19 protein-coding genes and 2 pseudogenes are annotated in these 20,538 nt (G+C 39.3%); 3 read left to right on the top strand and 18 right to left on the bottom strand.

The annotated features are described in order from the left end of the window. Nucleotides 1–85: 85 nt before the first annotated feature. Nucleotides 86–628 carry a BapA/Bap/LapF family prefix-like domain-containing protein gene (locus tag C3420_RS09045; RefSeq protein WP_103801103.1) on the bottom strand — a complete coding sequence of 181 codons (543 nt, stop codon included), beginning with the start codon at nt 626–628 and terminating at the stop codon, nt 86–88. A 536-nt stretch (nt 629–1,164) separates the two neighbouring features. Beyond that, nucleotides 1,165–1,815, bottom strand: coding sequence for an HAD-IA family hydrolase (locus C3420_RS09040; RefSeq protein WP_103801030.1), 651 nt, complete (start codon nt 1,813–1,815; stop codon nt 1,165–1,167). 93 nt (nt 1,816–1,908) lie between these two features. Here C3420_RS09040 and C3420_RS09035 point away from each other — a divergent pair, with 93 nt between their 5' ends. Further along, nucleotides 1,909–2,679 carry a hydroxymethylpyrimidine/phosphomethylpyrimidine kinase gene (locus C3420_RS09035; RefSeq protein WP_103801031.1) on the top strand — a complete coding sequence of 257 codons (771 nt, stop codon included), beginning with the start codon at nt 1,909–1,911 and terminating at the stop codon, nt 2,677–2,679. Between the two features lie 130 nt (nt 2,680–2,809). On the opposite strand, the gene C3420_RS09030 is transcribed toward C3420_RS09035, so the two are convergent. From C3420_RS09030 to acnD, 15 genes and pseudogenes are all read right to left on the bottom strand, one after another. Continuing rightward, on the bottom strand, nt 2,810–3,259 hold the full coding sequence (locus C3420_RS09030; protein WP_103801032.1) for a YybH family protein: 450 nt from the start codon (nt 3,257–3,259) through the stop codon (nt 2,810–2,812). Between the two features lie 327 nt (nt 3,260–3,586). Beyond that, the gene (locus C3420_RS09025; RefSeq protein ID WP_103801033.1) at nt 3,587–3,949 is read right to left on the bottom strand and encodes a 5-carboxymethyl-2-hydroxymuconate Delta-isomerase; all 363 of its coding nucleotides are present in this window, start codon (nt 3,947–3,949) and stop codon (nt 3,587–3,589) included. A 140-nt stretch (nt 3,950–4,089) separates the two neighbouring features. After that, nucleotides 4,090–4,428, bottom strand: coding sequence for a zinc ribbon domain-containing protein YjdM (locus C3420_RS09020; RefSeq protein WP_004814566.1), 339 nt, complete (start codon nt 4,426–4,428; stop codon nt 4,090–4,092). A gap of 234 nt (nt 4,429–4,662) precedes the next feature. Beyond that, entirely contained in the window at nt 4,663–5,046 is a 384-nt protein-coding gene (locus C3420_RS09015; RefSeq protein ID WP_004814565.1) for a ribonuclease E inhibitor RraB, read from the bottom strand. A 238-nt stretch (nt 5,047–5,284) separates the two neighbouring features. Next, entirely contained in the window at nt 5,285–6,220 is a 936-nt protein-coding gene (locus C3420_RS09010) for a DUF4041 domain-containing protein (RefSeq protein WP_004891626.1), read from the bottom strand. Nucleotides 6,221–6,817: 597 nt separating this feature from the next. Then, nucleotides 6,818–7,483, bottom strand: a complete 666-nt coding sequence (locus tag C3420_RS09005) for an RluA family pseudouridine synthase (RefSeq protein ID WP_103800946.1) — start codon at nt 7,481–7,483, stop codon at nt 6,818–6,820. Nucleotides 7,484–7,648: 165 nt separating this feature from the next. Continuing rightward, a complete protein-coding gene (locus tag C3420_RS09000) occupies nt 7,649–8,362 on the bottom strand; it encodes an SIMPL domain-containing protein (protein WP_103800947.1) in 714 nt (237 codons plus the stop codon). 139 nt (nt 8,363–8,501) lie between these two features. Continuing rightward, nucleotides 8,502–8,741, bottom strand: coding sequence for a DUF6868 family protein (locus C3420_RS08995; RefSeq protein WP_076754135.1), 240 nt, complete (start codon nt 8,739–8,741; stop codon nt 8,502–8,504). Between the two features lie 524 nt (nt 8,742–9,265). After that, the gene (locus tag C3420_RS08990; RefSeq protein WP_071320928.1) at nt 9,266–9,523 is read right to left on the bottom strand and encodes a hypothetical protein; all 258 of its coding nucleotides are present in this window, start codon (nt 9,521–9,523) and stop codon (nt 9,266–9,268) included. Nucleotides 9,524–9,652: 129 nt separating this feature from the next. Then, nucleotides 9,653–10,351: a hypothetical protein gene (locus tag C3420_RS08985; protein ID WP_103800948.1), complete on the bottom strand. Its 699-nt coding sequence runs from the start codon at nt 10,349–10,351 to the stop codon at nt 9,653–9,655. Nucleotides 10,352–10,495: 144 nt separating this feature from the next. After that, a pseudogene (locus tag C3420_RS08980) lies at nt 10,496–10,708 on the bottom strand (hypothetical protein). A gap of 187 nt (nt 10,709–10,895) precedes the next feature. After that, nucleotides 10,896–11,474: a DUF4126 domain-containing protein gene (locus C3420_RS08975; protein ID WP_103800949.1), complete on the bottom strand. Its 579-nt coding sequence runs from the start codon at nt 11,472–11,474 to the stop codon at nt 10,896–10,898. 125 nt (nt 11,475–11,599) lie between these two features. Further along, nucleotides 11,600–11,743, bottom strand: a complete 144-nt coding sequence (locus tag C3420_RS08970; protein WP_004814545.1) for a zinc ribbon-containing protein — start codon at nt 11,741–11,743, stop codon at nt 11,600–11,602. A gap of 103 nt (nt 11,744–11,846) precedes the next feature. Then, a complete protein-coding gene (locus C3420_RS08965; protein WP_103800950.1) occupies nt 11,847–13,607 on the bottom strand; it encodes an ATP-dependent nuclease in 1,761 nt (586 codons plus the stop codon). A 135-nt stretch (nt 13,608–13,742) separates the two neighbouring features. Beyond that, nucleotides 13,743–16,349: a Fe/S-dependent 2-methylisocitrate dehydratase AcnD gene (gene acnD, locus C3420_RS08960; protein WP_103800951.1), complete on the bottom strand. Its 2,607-nt coding sequence runs from the start codon at nt 16,347–16,349 to the stop codon at nt 13,743–13,745. 781 nt (nt 16,350–17,130) lie between these two features. Between acnD and C3420_RS17845 the strand changes: the two are divergent. Further along, nucleotides 17,131–19,269 (top strand): annotated as a pseudogene (locus C3420_RS17845) (multicopper oxidase family protein). Between the two features lie 116 nt (nt 19,270–19,385). Next, a complete protein-coding gene (locus C3420_RS08945; RefSeq protein ID WP_103800558.1) occupies nt 19,386–20,111 on the top strand; it encodes a YgfZ/GcvT domain-containing protein in 726 nt (241 codons plus the stop codon). 42 nt (nt 20,112–20,153) lie between these two features. On the opposite strand, the gene C3420_RS08940 is transcribed toward C3420_RS08945, so the two are convergent. Beyond that, entirely contained in the window at nt 20,154–20,405 is a 252-nt protein-coding gene (locus C3420_RS08940; protein WP_004814532.1) for a hypothetical protein, read from the bottom strand. Nucleotides 20,406–20,538: the final 133 nt, after the last annotated feature.

Here is a 20,538-nt window from a genome sequence, read left to right as displayed (position 1 = left end):
AGATTCATGCACGTGTGGCAGTATTAAATAAATTTATGGAATTAGGCCGAGCTCATACCCAAGTTGTCACTTAAATTTAAACAACTTAGGAAAGCTCTATCTTTAAAATCTTTATGCAACAAAGCCCTTGTATAGTAATACCATCAAAACTTGTAACTTCAGGTGCATTGGGTGGGATTCTGTCTATATTTCCTCCTGAAGATGATCCACCCGAACCACCCGATCCACCTACCGCTGCTGCAATTCCCCCAACAGCTAATGCTCCACCAATCCAAGGCAGTAAGTCAGTTGCCCCTCCTCCAAGGAGGGCCTCCTCAGTGATCGGGTTGTATTTAACTAGTAATTGACCTGAACTGTCGGTAAATTCTGCCCAGTACAGCTCGCCATTATTCCCTTCAAAAACAAGTAAACTTTCATTCACCGCGGGGTCGAAATAATTTTCTACAACAATTTTTTCACCGTTTTTAAGTGTGATAACTGCCGCATTTCCTTCTCTTAAAATATTGGCAACATCCTCTATTTTGACGCCAATTTTAACTACGGAATTTTGATTTAATATAACCGAATCGGCATTTAAACTTTGAATAATTTGTCCATTATTCTTAGCCAATATGTCAATGCTAGCCATGAGAGAAACTCCTGAATATTCTTATGATGAGTCGTGCCGTTTATAATTTCCAACCAGCTCTTCATAGCAGGAGTAAATCCAAGTTAAAACCATAAAATAAGTAAGATTTTATTATTATTATGTAGTAATTTTAAATTGAAGTTTAATTTTATTAATTAATATGATTTAAGCTATTGATTTATATTTATATACAATTTATTGATGAATTATATTAGAAAATTTATATTAATTTTATTATTATGTATTTCAATGATTTATATTAAATTATAAGCTTTTATATCTAGTTAATTGTATATTTGTAAATTAATTACACTTAACAACAAATAAGTTACTTGATTTAACACATGAATTACAAATTTATAAACAGGTTATTAATCCACTATTTAATAGCTTAAATTTAATATAATAAGTTTATAATTTAATTTACTCTTTATATAAATATGTTAATTAAATAACTGAAAAATAATCTCGATTCATAAAATATAAATCGAAATTATTTTAAATATCTAAAGCGAAGAAATTTTAAAATATAAAAATTATTTACCTAGACAATCAAAAATTTCATTAAAGCGTTGAATCTGAAATTTGGGCTCAGCTTGAGCAAATTCTTCTGGCGAACCATAGCCATAAGTAACTGCAATAGTTTCTATCCCATTATGTCTAGCACCAAAAATGTCATGCTCACGATCTCCAACCATAATACAAGTAGCTGGATCTAACTGCTCTTGCTGCAAGAGGTATTCGATCAGGTCACCTTTGTTGGTACGATCACCATTTAGCTCACTGCCATAAATGCCTTCAAAATATTGATCTAGCTCAAAGTGTTCAAGAATCTGTCGTGCATAAACGGTGGGTTTAGCAGTCGCAAGAAATAGTCGATATCCACGGCGTTTGAGTTCAGCTAAAGTTTCAGCTACCTCAGGAAAGACTTTATTTTCATACAGTCCAGTGACTGCAAAACGTTCCCGATAGGCTTCTAGTGCCTGCTCTGCCAGCACGTGATTGCTTGCAACGTTCAGAATTTTAGCGAGTGAGGCTTTAAGCGGTGGTCCAATAATCCAGTCAATATTGGTATCGGGACTAATAGGATGACCAATTTTTTCCAAGCCATAACGTGCTGAAGTAGTAATCCCTACTTTAGGATCAGTTAAGGTTCCATCCAGATCAATCAGGATATTCTGAATCACCACAGTCCTCCGGTTACTTCGATACAAATGGGTATCGAGTGTTCATGAAATTTTGCCTATACTAACGCAAATCTAGAGTTTAAGGACATCGTTTTGCGCCCTACCGTACTATGCTTTTCAGGTTTGGATCCTTCAGGTGGAGCAGGCCTCCAGGCTGATATTGAAGCTATTGGCCAAAGCGGGGCTCATGCTGCAATAGCCTGTACCGCCCTTACCATTCAGAACTCTCAACAGGTATTTGGCTTTGAAGCGACATCAAAAAGCCTGCTGCTTGCACAAGCTCATGCGGTAGTCGGTGACTTGCCCATCTGTGGTGTCAAATCCGGCATGCTTGGTACTACCGACAATATTGCAGCCCTAGCCGAGTTTCTTGCTGAGCATCCTGAATATTTTTATGTGCTTGATCCGGTACTTGTCGCGAACAGTGGTGGCTCATTGGGAGATCAGGCAACCTTGGTCAAGGCTTTTACCCAATTGATCCCTCATGCAACTATTATTACACCGAACACAGTGGAATTGCGTGCACTGACAGGTGAGCAGGATCTGGAACTTGCGACACAAAAACTGTTTGCCATGGGTGCCAAAGCTATACTGGTTAAAGGTGGTCATGAAGATACTCCTGATTATATCCAGAACAGTTTATATATTCAGGGTGAACTGGGGAACCAGACCCGTTGTGCTCGTCTGGAGGGTGAATATCATGGTTCAGGCTGTTCACTGGCCAGTTTCATTGCCGGTCGTTTAGCATTAGGCGATCAGCTCAAGACCGCCGTGCAGCATGCTGAAACCTGGTTATTCGGTGTATTAAAAAATGCTGAAACCCCTATACCTAATGGACAGAAAATTCCAAAACGCTTTGGTTAATACTCATTCTGCAAATAAAAAGAGCCTAAATCATTCAGGTTCTTTTTTTTATTGGAATTCAACTGAACATTGCCCTATAGTAGAGAACTTAAATAGCGAATGAATTCATATAAATAATGTCATTATAGATTTAAATGGTTAGCTCTAATACTTTCATGCTATGTGTTTCAATCTCTACCGGTACCGAAATATGCTGATGCACCATTTTCCATTGCCCTTGTTCCTTTTTCAAACATAAGCTAGTACGACACCATTTCACGGATGGAAGCCATTTTACTTTTTCAGCACTTGCTGGTGTAAGTTTGAAATAACCATGAATCAAAGCTAAATGAGGCTCTACGTGGATTGTCACATCATGCCGCTGTATGGTCACTCCATGCAGCATATAAGGCTTGTAAAGATTCCATTTCTGTTCATAAGCTTCCAGACCATGAACTTCTGTACTTAAATCAAAAAACCTGACATCTGATACACACAACTTAAGCACATTCTGAATATCCAAGCCTGTTATTGCACTATCCCATTCATGTAATAAATCAACTATTTCTCTACCTAAAGATGCGTCCCCGAATATTTTCATCTCTATTCTCTTATATTTTTTAAATGGTTAAATAATCACTGCAATCTGCCCCGACAGAAGGGCATAGATTTTTTTTAGAATTACAGCAAAAAAACCTTAGCTAGTTAAAATCATCAAATATATTAAAAGCCCCATAAAGTTCATTTTTTAAAGATCATTTTATTGTTAGCTAAACACCTTTCATAAAACTTGAAAAGGAGTCCGGTTAATTTAAGCTTATTTAAGTTATTTTTCACTGTTTGCTAGATTTTAGTTTTGTCACAACATAACAATTCCGAAAAACAATACTTATAATTCCAACAACATACAAGTATTGTTAAACTAAAGTTAAATAAAGGCTTTACTATAACAGTCCTTTGGCATTTCTATGATTTCTACACAGAGCTGTATTGTCAAACCCTGCTGGGCTGGTACATGCTGTCGCAGCACTGCTAAGACACACTGGGAAATTGCCTGTTTCAATTCAGGACTACGCCCCGACAATAAGGATACTTTTGCATGCACATAGGCCTGAGTGGTATTCAAATCCAGTCCAATCACATAATTCTGCTGACAAATTGCCCGGCTTTTTAAATCATTCGGATCCTGAATATAATTTGCAGTATATAAGGCCTGGTGAATCCCGAGCAGCATCGGCTTGACCTCCAGATTCTGGATATTATCTGAATATTCAATATGAAGATGAGGCATGAGGTTTTATTTACTCAGTATTTTTTCTTGATTATGCCCCGTATGAAATAAAATGTAAGCCAAGGCAGGTGATGACGGCTTATTTTTTAAACCGCCATTCTGGTTCAAACTTTAATAGATTAAAACAGATCAGGACTGGATTATGCTTTTTTCACATATTCAGACTTGAGCTTCATTGCACCAATACCCTCAATTTTACAGTCAATATCATGACCATCTGCTGCATCTGGCAACAGGCGAATACTTTTTACTTTAGTTCCGACTTTCACCACAGATGATGAACCTTTAATTTTCAGGTCTTTGATCACTGTTACGCTATCACCATCAGCAAGAACATTACCATTGGCATCCTTAATGATTAGCTGCTCTTCTGTATCTTCACCCTCTTTCCATTCATGCGAACATTCAGGACAAATCAGTAAATCCCCATCTTCGTAGGTGTATTCAGACTGGCATTTTGGACAATGGGGTAGACTCATAAGAACCTCAAAAATAAAAATAAAAATAAAAATAAGAAATGAATAAATTAAAAAATCATTATAGCATTTTATACCTTATATTTTATATGGATTTAATTTCTACAATTCCTCTATTCGTTTTAAATAATATCAGTTTGAATTATTCATTAATAAACTATTGATTCACCATAAGAAAAAGCCCAGACGGGCTGGGCTTATACTCTTCATTCTGTGTTATAAAAATTTTGTTTAGCTTTAACTGGTCAAAGGCGTATCATCATCGTCGATGTCGTCATATACATAAGCCATACAGCCCCAACCATCATAAACGCCACCAAATTCACTCGCGATTTTGGTAAACCATTGCTCCAGATCAACAATATCTTCGTAGCTCGGTTCCATATAAACGAAAATCGTGATCACCCACTCGAGTGTATCGCTTTCTTCATCCTGGAACAGGCTGATTTTCTGTTCTTCTTTTAATAGATGCAAAGCACAGCGATCAGCCTGAGATTCTTCATTAAATGCAATCGAAAATTCAATTTCATGTGCTTCAGTCAGATCATCGCCATCCTGAAACATCTGCCAGAGTACATTGCCATTTTCATCATCCGGGAACTGCTGATAATCACGTGACATAGGGCTGTCCTTATTATGCTGCCGTTTTATTATACAAATTAGATTAGCTGATTTTTATACAGGATACGATAGGAAAAATAATATTTTTTACAGTTTTTAAATGACTGATTTTATATATCAAATCGAATTTTTATTTTTAAAGTATCTCTTTAGCTTTTAACTGGTAGAGATACTTTGCTGCTTATTTTGGAGATATTTTCATCCCCATTTTACACCTAATTTTTTTTGACTAAGTGGCTTAAGCCAGGTGAAGAACTTTTCCTGGTGTTTTCTTTAATTCCAGAAGCAAGGCTGCAAACTTGAGTTCTTGCAAACGTAAATCCAGATACGATTGCTGAATACGGGCCTGACTTAAATCCTGTCCTTTATGATTAATTAAATAAAAATCATCTTGTAGTGCCTGTAGCATCTGTCCCAGATTATCTGCAGTTAAACGAGACAGATACAGGTCGGCACGGCTGTTAAAGGCCAGACTGATCATATCCATGGTGGTATTACGGCGATCTTCATCGACATAGTTGCATTGCGCAACTTTTTTGTCTCGAATCGCCTGCTCAATCTGCTCACGAATATCCTGTAAATGTCTTGCAGTATCTTGCTCCTGATAACCCTCTATTAATTCAGTCAAAACATCTTTAGCTGCTAGCGAGAATCCATACTGATAACCATGAATTTTATGCTCTAAGGCAGTAACCACATCCTGCAAGCGATATTCTTCTTGTGCCTGTTTATAATAACGTTGCAGTTTTTCCCGTGCCTGCTGATCCACCTTTTGAATTGCCTTGGTCTGATAATCCTCTATAAATGCTTTCACCCGTTCGATATAGCCTTTAATGTCATCCACCATGATTGAAGCATCAACCTTGGTCATTTCTACAAAATTTTCAGCCTGTAAGGTACGGTTAATGACATATTGTTCAATTTCGCAGATCTCCTGGTATTTCTTATATTTTTCTAAAGTCGTGCGTAAACTACTGATCTGCACGCGTAGCTGAGACAACTCGTACTCACTATCTTCTACCTGTTGTTCATAATCTGTCAGTTTATGACGTGCATGATCCAGATTGTTTTGTAAAACATCGAGGTTTCCACGCAGGGATTTTAATTTGTTTAGTGTGACTGCAAGTACGCCAGATAGTATCCCCACCAGAACGAATAAAATAATACTTGACATCGTCCGTGCCCTAATTAAAAAAATACAATAAGAAAAATGCTTTAAATCAAATCAAAGAACTTATGAAAGATTCTTAGTTTGCACTGATTTTCTCAAAAATCCTATTACTAGAATTAGGTATAAATATTTAATAATATTGATATTTTTGTTGAATTTTACTGTTTTATCTCTTGAAATCTTGCCAGAATAAAAATATTAAAACTTTAATTATGAATTAACTTATAAGATAGACAGTAAGTTATTGAATTTAATTACATAAATATTATATTTCTTATTTTTTATAAAAATTACAAAATAATGTTATTTAATAACATATATTTAAATTTACCAAATTTTGATCTTTTTTAAAATTCAATTTTCCTCATAAGACAGTATTAAGATAGGTAAACTTATAAATTTACATAGTTCAACAAAGCACATAACTATATTTAAACTAATGCTTTTTAGATCAAAAAATAAGTAAATTTAGAGAATTAAAGAAAAATATGAAATATTTTCTCACACTTTATACAACGCAATAGATGAGTAAAGTGTTCTGCATTCATTCCACAAACTCAAATATTAATTAATAAAACATAGAGTTGAAAGTAGACAATATTAAAAAGGCACACTACCGTAAATTTCTACCGGTTGATCACTTAAGGGCTGGGTAAATGCAAGATAACTGGCATGCAGGGCCATGCGTTGCAACGGACTGCGCAGTGGTTCAGGGTGATAGATTTTATCGCCAGTAATCGGATGACCAATATGCATCATATGCACACGCAGTTGATGCGAACGCCCGGTAATCGGCGTTAATAAGACACGGCTAATATCTTGTGCCACATCATAATCCAACACTTGATACAGGGTTTTAGAGGGCTTGCCCAGTTCCGTATGTACCATCTGACGTGGCCGATTTTCCCAGTCAGTGATGAGTGGGGCATTGACTTCCCCTTCACCGACCAGTTTGCCTTGTACCAAAGCGATGTAATGCTTATTCACCGTACGCGCCTGAAACATTTTACTGACTGCTACTTCTGCATCACGATGCTTGGCAAACATCAGAATTCCGGAAGTAGCCATATCCAGGCGATGGGTAATTCGTGCTTCCGGAAATTGCTCGCACACACGTAAATAAGCGCTGTCATGATGCTCTGGCAGACGACCCGGCACCGACAACAACCCTGCCGGCTTTTCAATCACCACCAGATCATCATCTTCATAGAGAATTTTGAGTGGATCTTGAGGTGGGCAGTAAACAAAGTTATCGTTTAGTGGCATGGCGCAATTGCATGGGGAGAAAGATGCGCAAAATAACAATGTCAATCCAGTGTGTCAATCTGAACGTTTACAGGAAGTTGATTTAAGGAAATTATACTCAGTTTGTGACTTGGCCAGCCGGGTTCAAGCTGCTCAGATCGTACTGCTTAATTGCTTCCGGTCAATTTAATCTGCCAGATAGTAATCGACTGTAGATACGACACGAACTTTTTTAAGATAGGGTGTATTACTATCGCGATCTTCAATACTGAACAGACCCTGATTAGCAGTTTTGATTTTTCCTAGACGGCTTTGTGAATCAGCTGCAAATTTTTCTGCCACGCTCCGAGCATTTTGTGTGGCCTGTTCAATCATCGCTGGTTTAATGTCATTCAAGCCAGTAAACAGATACTCAGTTCGTTGTCCAGAATCATCACCACCAAAGGCAATGCCCTTTTTACCCAGTTCTGCTAAACGGGTTTGTGCTGCCCGTACTGCATCAATATTATGGGTATACACGGTAATCGTTTGATGTGCCGTATAACGCAGGGCGACATTGGCATCTCCGCCATACTGCTGTGCATATTTATCTGTGGTGACGGGTGCTCCCGTGGTAATTTCTTCGGCTTTAAAGCCTTCACCTTTCAGGAACGTCTGGATTTGCTGGATTTGTAGTTCCATCATGTCATAAAGCTGAGTCAAATCCTGACTGGCCGAACTAAAACGAATCGGCCAGACCGCGACATTTGCCCTAACTTCACGTTCAGACAGGCCTTTGACCGAAACAATTCGTTCATACTGTTTGATCTTGACGGCACTGTTCCCCAGAATCCATCCCGCTATAATCATTCCTAAGCCGATGAGTGCACCTAAAATCAGGGCGGGTTTAAACTGATTCATTTGCCTGAGCTCCTTTTTAGCGATGTTGTTGTTTTTAGTTGGACAATTTTAATAATTTGAACTAGGTCTTTGAGATTACTATTCGACCACAGGTTAAAATCACGTTAATGAAAGATTCAAATCTATTATTTCTCTATATTTACATCAGATATAAAGCCAATAAAGGCACTAGATTAAATAGAAAAATACCAATCTTATAGAGTGCCATACCCGCATAATGAATGGCATCAAAGGTTGAATCTGATAGCTTGAACCATTTTCCATGCAACTGTTTGACCCAGTCGCGGGCAAAGACAATGATCAGGAACCAGAATATTAATATGCTGTAATTAACGAACAATGCATACAGTAAAAATTGCCGCCAGAAATCAAGTTCCATCGCGATTCCCCTAAAGGATACGGTTCAATTTCTAGACTAGCATAAATTGAATGAATAAAAAGAAATGGCGGATATAACACTGTTAAGGGGATTTGAATAGAAGAGTTATTTTTATATTTTCTAATGGGTTTTACTGGAGAATTTTTAGGGTGTTGGGAAAACTCGCGATGGTTTACTTCAACTATCAATCTTTGTAAGAATTGATCTTATAGCCTACAAACTTGTGGTTCATAGCGTCCTAAGCCGGATCAAGACCTTTTGGGTAAGTACTGCTCTCGCGTTTTGCGCCGCTCACAGCATGCTACTCTTTCCGATCCCGTCACACCCTTGAGACATATATTAGCCTTGAGCGTACGGAATTAATTTCCTATGTTTTTATCATTTTTTTAATTTTTGAAAAATTATTCCGATTTAAAAGACAATTCAGAGAAATAAATCTCATTGGCTCATTTTTATGACGTTTTATTTTAAAAAAATGAGCTTTATTGGAATTTTATTTACCCCTTTTCTCCTTTTTTTTCACTTTAAAAAGTTCCCTGCAACCATTGTGCAGTAAACCACCAGCCACTCATGGCACACATCCCGGACATGATAATTGCCAGTACTTTATTCATTTTGCTTAATTCAGATGTCAGTACTTTCAGATTGATCAGATAAGCCAGCGCAAAATAGATCAGCCCAATTGCACCACAAAAAGGCACAAATATGAGCGACCAGGCCGCACAGACATGTGCAGAAAGCGGTAGTTTCGGGGATTCAGAAACGTGGTTGGTCATATCCATACTCATTTGCCCTCTTTATCGTGCATAAAAGTGCACTAAATTAAGTCAAAGCTCTGCGATTAGATGAAGCTTTGCATCCTCGTATTAAATAAATTGCAAAATGTGCGCCAATTTCAGGCAGTTAGATATTTAAAATGTGAGTTGATCAAAGTCTTTAATTTTAGATAAGTAAATAGGTGCCTGTTTATGCACTGAATGCGTTTCTTTATATTTGGGTCTGCGCTCCGGATCCGTGATTAAATTTTTACTATAAATTTTCTTGCCAGTCAGCAGATTAAAGCTGGTTTTCGACTCAAGCAAAGGACCATGATGAGAAAACTGGTCATAGCCAATCAGTCGCATATCCAGATTCTGAAGACGGAATTTATAGCTCCAATAGCCATAACGTCCATGCTGATACGTAAGCTGCAGTAGTCCTTTGTTAATTTCAGGCACCAGTTCAGGTGGATAGTACACCCCACCATCTTCCTGATCCGAGCTGAAACAGTTCAGGTTTTGCAGAAACTGTTTATAAGTGTTCTTGTCCTTTTGCCCCAAAAGAACAATGATACCTCGGCGGTTCCGGTCTAAGGTTCCACGATATTCATCTTTAATTAAAGCTTTAGGATCTGTAGCTTTGACAATCAGTACAGCATCCGGCACACCATCTTTATTCAAGTCACCTTTTACTACTTCAAAGAAAGAATAGTTTTTAGGGACATAGGCTTGAAAAGTTTTTTGATCTTGTTGTGACTGGCGCTGTTGGGGCTTTAAAGCTTGTTGCGCTACGGCTGCATTCGAGATCAATATGGTTGCACTGAAAAAAACTGCAAGTTTTGCTATTTTCATTTTCCTGATCTCATATGTATAGGCACATGTTGCTTATTATTTTTAACATAGAAAGATGAAAGCTGAAACAAAATGACCCTACACAATGGCAGGGTCAAAAATCTCAACATCATATTCATTTTTAATTACTGATTGATTCATGAGTTATGGCTTGCAGCATTTTTCACAACCGGTCACTTTCTCTCTAGGCCAGTTCATGCGCGCACGCTTATACGCCAGTTCATAATTGGCAAACTAACCAATCAGAATCTGAGCATTAGGATCAGGCAAGTCTTCACACCCCATCGTTGAATTATGGATCAGATGTGCACCATTGTCTGTCGTATGCTCATCAATCACAAACTTGATCATATCCATGCAAACTCCCCATATTCTTTTTTATAAAGGTAGGGATTAAAACCATAATAAAAGTATGTATTTATTAATCCCATACTAAAATTATGCCTTTGATAAGTAAAAATCAATCACTTTTTAGAGTTTTTTTAGTCCTTTCACATGAACTTACTATTTAGTTTTAGATTTATAAAACAGTGACTTAGAGGATTTATGCTATACCAGGATCAGCTTTATTTTTCTTGATCTGTTTAAACCAGCGTACGAACCAGATGGCAGCAATGATTAATACCACTACCAATATTACAGGTGCCAAGAAGGATAAAATTGAAATCAAGATCGCACTGACCCACTCCCCCGTAGAAATGACCGGATTTCCTACTCCACCGGTGGTGGTAGTTGATAAACCTCGCAAAGCCACCGTACCAAATTGTACTGCTCCGGCGGTGCTTCCACCTACAATTAATGCGGTTGCCCAAGCTATAAACTGCGACATTTCCCCACTACTTACTGCCATCGTAGATACGGTTCCAGCAATGACAGCTGCGGGGGTAGCAATAATATCAAGGATATTATCCACCCAGGGAATATAGTAAGCGATGATTTCACATAAGGTCGCGATGCTCAGTGTCAAACAAACCGAGGGTAAAGCCAGCCAGCCGAAGCCCTGGATCGGTTCAAACCAGTTCAGATTACAAGCGATACTCATGACCAGCAAAGGTGCGAATATACGGAAGCCACACGCTGCACTGAGTCCAATACCAATACATAAACCTAGGATCGTTTCCATACTGCACTCCAAACCTGTTTGTGGCGATTTGTGATTTTTTTATAAACCTAAAATAGCAAAAAGCCCTATGGGGTAATAGGGCTTTTATTTAAAACAGGTTTTTCTGTTTTATTTTTTGCTGTAGCTTAGGCAACCTTATCGTTATATTGGGTGCCTTGGCATTTGGTACACGGTGGTAAGCGGTCTGTACCAATTTCTAAGTAAACGCGATGTCCGCATTGAACACAAAAATAGAAACCTGTTCCCGGTTTAGAGCCAGCAATAACCATCTTTGTTCTCCGTTGTTTTAGAAAATGGTGAAACTAGTATAACTCTCTGGTGATGAATGTCTATTGTCCATTTTTGTAAATGATGGTGGCATTTGGGCGAAGATCAGCTTTGTAATGTACACCACGTTGCAAACTGTTTAATTACTAAAGGATCAGCAACAACATCCTCAAGTTCTTTATCCTGTAAATTTTTTCTAAATCTATACCATTCACCTGTTTGCTTAGCTTCTAAACAAAGATGCGGTTCAATAGCTCCTAATTTCCATAGCCAAATGGATTGAGTTTTAAAATGGTTTATTAAACTCTCAATAGGTTCGAGCGCTTGCTCATCTTGAGCCAACAATTCATATACTTGTGCACTCTTGTATCCATTCCCTCCTGTGGGATAACGACCTTGTAAGCTGAAACCATGTATAGGTTGTAATTTTCCAATAATTTCTAAACACTTTTCAATACATGGATGCCCACTCTCTATTAACTGAAACTTATGCGCTGTAAAAGCAAAATCTAAATCCGCCAATGCTTTAACAGGTATGTTCATTTCTTTTAATATCTTAATCATCCCAGGAATATTTTGTGAGCCAGTCGCTACCACGAGAGCTAACTTCAATTCACCTAGCGATTTACCCGTCACCTTTTTAATTAAATTTGGTAAAACATGTTTTTCTGTATCACCTTCGGCAATCAATACACTATCAGAAAATAATATTTGCCCTAAATTATAAGTTTCAAATAACAAGCGTGCTTGCGCCTCATTACTATTTAGAACTTTTATAATAGCCTCATTCAAACGAACTTCAACACGAGTACCTCTATTGTTTTTACGGACTATATTTGTATAAGGAATATCCTCTTGCTCAATCATAAAAGGGGAATGTGTTGTAAATATTACTTGATAACCTTTTTTAGATAAGGATTTGAGGGACGCTCTTAATAACTCAATTGCTTGTGGATGCAAAAATAATTCAGGCTCATCTATCAATAGCAAATTAGTTTTCCCATCTTTAGAAACATCTTTAGTTATTTCTGATAAATGACGTATTAGCGTCATCTGAATTGCTCTCTGTGCACCATGTCCCATATCGTTAAAATCTGTCACACGATCGCTACTATCCTCTGTTACTTTTAATCTACCTTGTTTAAATAGATCACTTATATCAGGTGTAGGTATATCGATATTTAATTTCAAACCGGGGAAAAAATCTGCTACCTTTTGACTAATTTCAATATCAAACTCTTCAAACTCTTTTAATCGTTCACTACCACTTAAATTTAATTTAGAACCAATTTCAGCTAGAGCACTATTTACTACGTCTACATTCGTTTCAACAATTTGCTTTTGCAAAATTGCAATTAACTTTCCTATAGTATTTCCAGCTTTGACCTTGAAAACATCTTCTGCTGAATCCTCCATTGAATTAATGAAGGTTGGTTCAGGAAAAAGCGTGGTTATAGCTTGTGGTAATCCATTAGGATTATTCCATTGATCATTATCTGAATTTGGTTTCTGAACTTCCATTTGAACCGCATTTCTACCTGTTCCTGGCTTTTTCTGTAGAAATCTAATTCTAGTAGAATTATTTTCAATATAAGGAACAAGACTTTCGCGCTGGGCTTCTGATAAATGACCTAATGCATTACCGTCCAATCCCTGCACCAAAGCAATTATCTCTAACTGTTCATCTTTATTATAAAAACTTGATTGCTCTTGCGCTTTACCCCTAACTAAAATATCAATACACTTTAAAATGTTAGATTTTCCAGCATTGTTATAACCGACTAATGCTGTAAAAGGTTCTAATTTCAATTGTGTATCTATACATGATTTGAAATTTTTTATAGTTATCTCACTTATTCTATGCATTTTTATTTTCCCCAAATTTAAAAAACGCCCCAATGAACATTAGAGCGTTTTTTAAACAAATTCAATAACTTTAATCCACCCCAACCTTCCTTTGAAAAAGGAGGGTTGGGGTGGATTAAAAAGAAGTAACTTAAATCAAGCCACATTCCCTTCCAAGAAATCCTGCGCAAAGCGTTGTAATACCCCTCCTGCTTCATACACAGATACTTCTTCTTCGGTATCCAGACGACAGGTCACAGGCACTTCAATCGTCTGTTCCTTACCATCTTCAGTTGCACGCTCAATCACAAGTGTCAAAGTCGAACGTGGTGCAATATTACCAATCACGCTATACAGCTCAGTACCATCCAGCTTTAAAGTCTTGCGGTCTGTACCCGGTTTAAACTCAAGTGGAAGAACCCCCATACCGACCAGATTGGTACGGTGAATACGCTCAAAACCTTCCGCCACAATAGCTTCTACACCTGCCAAACGCACACCTTTGGCTGCCCAGTCACGACTTGAACCCTGACCGTAGTCTTTACCAGCAATCACGATCAAAGGCTGCTTGCGGTTCATGTAGGTTTCAATCGCTTCCCACATCCGCATCACTTCGCCTTCCGGCTCCACACGCGCTTTAGAACCCTGCTTGATGGTGCCATCAGAACGGACCACCATTTCGTTATACAGCTTTGGATTCGCCAGGGTTGCACGCTGTGCAGTCAGGTGATCGCCACGGTGCGTCGCATAAGAGTTAAAGTCTTCCTCGGGCACACCCATTTTTGCTAAGTATTCACCCGCTGCTGAATCACGCACAATCGCATTTGAAGGTGATAAATGGTCAGTGGTAATGTTATCGCCAAGAATAGCCAGTGGACGCATGTTGGTGAGTGTACGCGGTGCAGCTAGTGCACCTTCCCAATATGGTGGACGGCGAATATAGGTACTTTGCGGACGCCAGTCATACAGCGGACTCGCTGCCTTCTCGCGCTCGCCCAGATCAAACATCGGGATATAAACTTTATTAAATTGCTCCGGCTTGACTGACTCTTTTACCAAAGCATCAATTTCTTCATCAGATGGCCAGATGTCTTTTAGATATATCGGATTGCCATCTTTGTCTGTGCCTAGTGCATCTTTTTCGATATCAAAACGAATCGTACCGGCAATTGCATAAGCCACGACTAATGGTGGAGATGCCAAGAAAGCCTGTTTTGCATAAGGATGAATACGACCATCGAAGTTACGGTTCCCTGAAAGTACCGCAGTCGCGTATAAATCACGGTCAATAATTTCTTGCTGAATCTTTGGATCAAGCGCACCTGACATGCCGTTACAGGTCGTACATGCATACGCTACGATACCAAAGCCCAGTTTTTCCAGATCTTCAAGTACACCTGCTTCTTCCAAGTACAGCGCAGCTGCTTTAGAACCAGGTGCAAAAGATGATTTCACCCATGGCTTACGCACTAAACCAAGCTCATTGGCTTTACGTGCCAATAAACCTGCTGCAACAGTATTACGTGGGTTGGAAGTATTGGTACATGAAGTGATTGCCGCGATGATGATCGCACCATCTGGCATCAGGCCATCGGTACGGTTTTCTACTACCCCGGCAATGCCTTTCTCTTTCAGGTCAGCAGTTGAAACACGCGCATGCGGATTCGATGGACCTGCAATATTACGCGTCACTGTAGATAAGTCGAAACGAAGTACACGTGGATATTCTGCTTGTGTCATTTCCGATGACCACAGACCAATTTCCTTGGCATAGCTTTCAACCAGTTTGACCTGTTCTGATTCACGACCTGTCAGGGTCAGATAATCAATGGTGTTTTGATCAATATAGAACATGGCAGCCGTTGCACCATATTCAGGCGTCATATTGGAGATGGTCGCACGATCCCCCACTGACATGCTGTCCGCACCTTCACCAAAGAATTCTAAATACGCACCCACAACACGTTCCTTACGTAGGAATTCAGTTAAGGCCAAAACGATATCTGTTGCGGTAATGCCCGGTTGACGCTGTCCAACTAACTCTACGCCGATAATATCTGGCAGACGCATCCAAGATGCACGGCCCAGCATCACGTTCTCAGCTTCCAGGCCACCAACACCCACCGAAATTACACCCAATGCATCAGTATGTGGCGTATGCGAATCTGTACCAACACAAGTGTCCGGGAATGCAACACCGTCACGGTTCTGAATCACCGGTGACATTTTTTCCAGATTGATCTGGTGCATGATGCCGTTACCGGCTGGAATCACATCAACATTTTCAAAAGCCGTTTTGGTCCATTCAATAAAATGGAAACGGTCTTCATTACGACGGTCTTCCACTTCGCGGTTTTTACGGAATGCATCCGGATCAAAGCCGCCATACTCCACCGCCAGCGAGTGGTCGACAATCAGCTGGGTTGGCACCACCGGATTAACTTTGGAGGGGTCACCGCCCTGATCGGCAATCGCATCACGCAGACCGGCAAGATCGACCAGTGCCGTTTGCCCCAAAATGTCATGACACACCACACGTGCCGGATACCAAGGAAAATCATGTTCCTGCTTACGCTCAATTAACTGACGCAGTGACTGTTCCAGAATGGCAGGATCACAACGGCGTACCAACTGCTCTGCCAGCACTTTGGAGGTATAGGGAAGTTTGGCATATGCGCCTGGCTGAATATCTTCAACGGCCTGACGCACGTCGTAATATTCCAGCTGGGTACCTTGCAGCGGTTTACGGTAGTTGTTGTTCATAGCTTACCTGCCTCTTGAATCGTTCTTCTGTACTGCATACTTGTTGTAGATGTTTCACATCGTTTTGCAGGCATAGTACACTGTGGAAAAGCCATTTCCCAAATCTTTTATATTTCATAAACTTATATATAAAAAACAGCGTTTTTGAAATAAATGGATACATATTCTTTAAAAGAATGGCTCTAAATCCTTATTTTCTAGAAAAAAACCGGGCAAATCCTTCTTATTCTTTAGTATGAGAATAGCCTTGTAGCTCAAAAAATAGACTTATTTAAGATTAACGGTATCTTTTATTTTTTCATTTAAAGGCAAAAGACGATTTTTAGATGAACTGAGTTTCTGGGTAAAAATAGCACTAGTTGAATAGATAATTTTTTGACTCTTTTTCATCTTTGGCAAAGTCCTTAGCCTGACAATAAACCATAGCATCAATAAAATTTTCCAGGTTTATTTCTATCTCTTTTTAGTTTTTAGGAAAATGTAATATGCGCTTGGTACCTGAGAACCTGTAAAGCAAGTGAGTCAGATTAAAATCCCTAACTTTTTTAAGATTTTTTTACAGTCGATGACTTCTTGCAAATTACTTTAAATATCATAATTAATTCAAAAACTTAATACTTCTTTTGGGTAGCTTATTACTTGAATAGTTTTGACCTTTCCCTGTCATCTATCTGTATATCCCAATTTGGTGATATTCACCCTTAAAACATTTCAGTACATCTAAGCGGTAAGTACTTCATAACAACAACACACAACATAAAAATTAATAAAGGTGAAGAACATGTTACAGATCGCCATTATTGGGATCATTACTGTATTAGTGGCAGTTTTGGCTTCCAGCTGGATTGGAGGGAAAAAGCCCTCCGATCCATACAATCCGACTAAACCTACTCCTACCCACCCCACTAAACCGGATCATCCTTCTCCCCCTTCCCCTCCCGCCTCTGGTAAATCGGAGTCACTCATTAATAATCCACCCTTGCTGCAGAAAGGTGCTAAAGGCAAATACGAACTGGTTGCGGCATATAAGACCAATAAGATTTATAACCCGAGGCAATTGCAATGGGATCAATTACTGGTTCGGGGTTACTTGACTAAAGCCAGTTTATTGAACAAGCAGGAAGCACGTGAAACCGGAATTGTAGATGAACTGGTTGGTCCACAGATTCGGGTCAAACAGGGTGAAACCTTGTCGATTAATTTAAATAATCAGCTGCCCGATGAAACGCCTGAAAGCTGTGAAAATATTCTCGATCCGAATGAACCCCATTGTTTTAATACCACCAACCTACATACACATGGTTTCTGGGTCAGCCCTCAGGGAAATAGTGACAATGTCTTCCTGAAAATTGCCCCGCAGGCGAATCTTGACTATCAATATAAGATTGAACCCAATCATCCTGCGGGCACTTACTGGTACCATGCCCATTTACATGGCTCGACCGCAATTCAGGTATCTAGTGGGATGGCTGGTCCGCTCATTGTGGAAGGAAGCCGTGTACCTAAAGTGAAAAATGGCAAGGTGACGTCTACAGGTGATCTCGACATTTTATGGAAAGATAAAGCTAAGAATAATGATGCAAATGAAAAAATCCTGGTCTTCCAGTAAATTCAATATGACTGTACTGACACTGAAGGCCAATCTCTAAACAGCAATGATTGTAAAGGGGCCGGTATAGGCACGATGGAAAACTATGCCGGTCTGAATAGCTTCAACTCTTGGGGGTTAAATAACTACTACACTTCAATTAATGGCAAAGTATTAGGCGAAATTCAGGTCAATCAAAATGAATTTAACCGCTGGCGTATGATTCATGGAGGGGTGCGGGACACTATTGGCTTAATCATTAAAGAATTACCTGGCTCCAGTCAATATACTGCCAAACAAACGGTGGATACCTGTCTTTCCTATCAGGGGGATATTCTCATTCCCGCCTCAAAAGTTGCTTTCGATCAACTGACCAGCCTGCCAGTTCACACGATTGCCCAAGACGGTTTAACGATGACCCAGGCTCAGACCCGTACCCTTTCCGTGTTCCAGCCAGGTTATCGTCACGATGCCATGCTCAGCTTTCCCTCCACCAATAAATACTGCATCTTTGATTCAAGATTAAATATTGATGATGAAATCAATACCAGAACTTCCGGTGAAATCACCCCACAGTTATCTCCTAACAGTGGGCTAAATGCACAGCTGCTGGGCTGGGTAAATGTCAAATCCACCAAGTTGAAGGCGCAAACTGCTGCTCAGTTTTTAAAAGATCAGGCACAGAAAATCGGCTTAAGCAAGGAGATTCAGGCGCAATTAGCACAACTTAATCTGTCTGCCTTTACTGATCATCCCTCATTGATGACCAGAGAAATAGATAACCTGATTCGAGACAGACCGAAACAACGCTCTACTTTCGATGCCTCTTTTGGTCCAAATGGTAAATTCGGTTATCGTTATGCTGATCATCCAGGCATTTATAGTTTTGGAGAAACCTTCACTGGAGAAAGTGTGGTCAATGGCAAATATGTGCGCAAACTAGAAATAGGTAAAGTCGATGAATGGGTACTGACCAGCGCAAATCTGGGACATCCTTTCCATATCCATGTCAATCCGTTCCAGATTGTTAAAATTTTAAACCCGGATAAAAAGGACGTAAGTGAAGCAATATCTGAACCTGCAACCACGCCCAATGAGCTGGATGATGTCCAGTACCGAGGTTTAAAAGGACAATTCAAGGATACCATTTTTGTTAAACCGGGATATGAAGTGATTGTTCGAAGTCATTACAAGAAATTCGAAGGTGACTTTGTACAGCATTGTCATATTCTCGATCATGAAGATCAGGGCATGATGGAATATGTACGAATCTGTGGCGGCAAATTTGACTGTAATGCCGATTTACCAGGTTCACATGACCATCATCATTAACTCTCGCTTTTAATTAAAAGCCTGCATCTGATATTGCGGGCTTTTTTATTTGCCTAGAGATAATGCTTGCTGCACAATAGCTTGATTGATTTTTAGTATTCAAACTGAGGCTGATCATGGCAACATCTCCTGCTTTTACCTTATTTACGCTGAATGGAGTAGATGCGCAAAAATTCCTGCAAGGTCAAGTGACTTTAAATACTGAAGCCTTGGCTGAAAACCAGACGCGCTATACCGCAATCTGTAGTTTAAAAGGACGCATTCTATTTGGTTTATGGCTGAAAAAAATTAACGCTGAAAGCTTTGAAATTGTTGTGACTGCTGATCAGGCCGAAGACTTTGCCAAGCACATCCGCAAGTTTGGCGCTTTCTCCAAAATGAAGTTAGAAGAAGTAGGTTCAGCTTATCCAGTTACTGTAGGTATTCATAGCGAATTTGGTCCTGAAGCAACGGATACTCAAGCTTGGGAAATGAATGCAATTGAATCAGGTCAGGCATGGATTCAGGCAGCAACCGCAGAACAATTCCAGCCACAAGAACTGCGCCTGCATCAGCGTGAAGGCATCCACTATGACAAGGGGTGTTACCTCGGTCAGGAAGTCATTGCCCGTTTATGGTTCAAAGCCAAACCGAAACACTGGTTGCATCTGGTACAAGGTACAGGTGCAGCACCTGCTATCGCAAGCAAACTGAATAATGATGTAGAAGTCGTAAATAGCGTTAATATTGATAGCGGATTTAAAGCACTCGTGGTTGCCAAACCGGAAGCGATTACTGAATTAGGTTTGACTGTACTCGACCTGCCTGAAGCACTCAGTGGTGATGTCGCTCGTCCACAATAAGAAAATCACTTTAAAAAAAATCCTCCTATATGGAGGATTTTTTTAAAGATTAAAATCATGGAACAATTTGTTCATGTCTTTAATCACATAATCTTTAAAATGAAAAGCGCGTGCATGTTTCGCATCGAAGCGTGCAGTTTTACCTTCATGCTCAAAAATATATACACGGTCTTCATTGCTGACTAAAAAGTTTTGACCCAATCGCATGAGTAATGCATCGAACTTATCCTCATCAGCGATACTGTCATCCTTACTGATTTGATCATATGCACGTTTAATGCCTTTAATAAACATTGTTTCACCCTACTTCATGGCTCAAACGCGGATTTAATCAGAGATTCATAGAATTTCAAAGTTTTGTGGTAAAAATAGTCTTCATCTTCTCTTCATCACTCTCTATTATATTTGTATTTCGTGACAATTAGGA

This window comes from Acinetobacter sp. ACNIH3 (assembly GCF_002918965.1).
In the GTDB taxonomy this organism is placed as follows: Bacteria; Pseudomonadota; Gammaproteobacteria; order Pseudomonadales; family Moraxellaceae; genus Acinetobacter; species Acinetobacter schindleri.
This window is presented reverse-complemented; position numbering and strand designations above follow the sequence as displayed.